General features: G+C 68.2%; 1 protein-coding gene. It reads right to left on the bottom strand.

From position 1 onward, the window contains the following. Window positions 1-575 (bottom strand): glycosyltransferase (locus A5673_RS13620; RefSeq protein WP_156748180.1); only part of this gene is annotated, 575 nt, incomplete at both ends.

Genomic DNA, 575 nt, shown 5'->3' with positions numbered 1-575 from the left:
CGGATGGTCGAGCCAATTGCCCCCCGCTTTGACGATGTGCATCGATTCGTTGGTCGCGGTGTGGGTTCGCACCGACAGCTCCCGGGGCAGGAAACACACCGTGGACCGGACCATCAGACGCCACCAGAAATCCACGTCGACGAGCTGATAGATGTCGTTCCGCAGGCCGCCCGCCTCCAGCGCCAGCCGGCGCCGAAACATCACGCAGGTCGGCTCCCCCACCCAGTTCTCCTTCGCGCCGCGCAACACCACCTGGCGCACCAACGAGGGGCCGTCGTTGCGTTCCCGCAGGTTGCGAAAGCGCGTGTGCATTTTGCCGTACCGGCGCTGCCAGCGCTCGTCGTCACCCACCACCTGCCGGGGCGCGAACGCCAGCCCGACGGTCGGGTCGTCGAAGTAGGGAGCGAGCGTCGCCAAGGCGCCCGGAAGCAGCCAGTCGTCGCCGTGCACGAACTGCACGCACGTGCCGCGCGCCAGTTCCAGGCATTTGTTGTGGTTGCCGTTGAGGCCCAGGCGGGGCTGATTCTTCACCAGCCGGTCCCCGGGCCGCAGCAGCGCGGAGGCGATTGCGGCGC

The organism is Mycobacterium sp. E3198, assembly GCF_001667015.1.
GTDB lineage: Bacteria > Actinomycetota > Actinomycetes > Mycobacteriales > Mycobacteriaceae > Mycobacterium.
The sequence above is the reverse complement of the archived record's forward strand: the minus strand, read 5'-3'. Positions and strand labels throughout refer to the sequence as shown.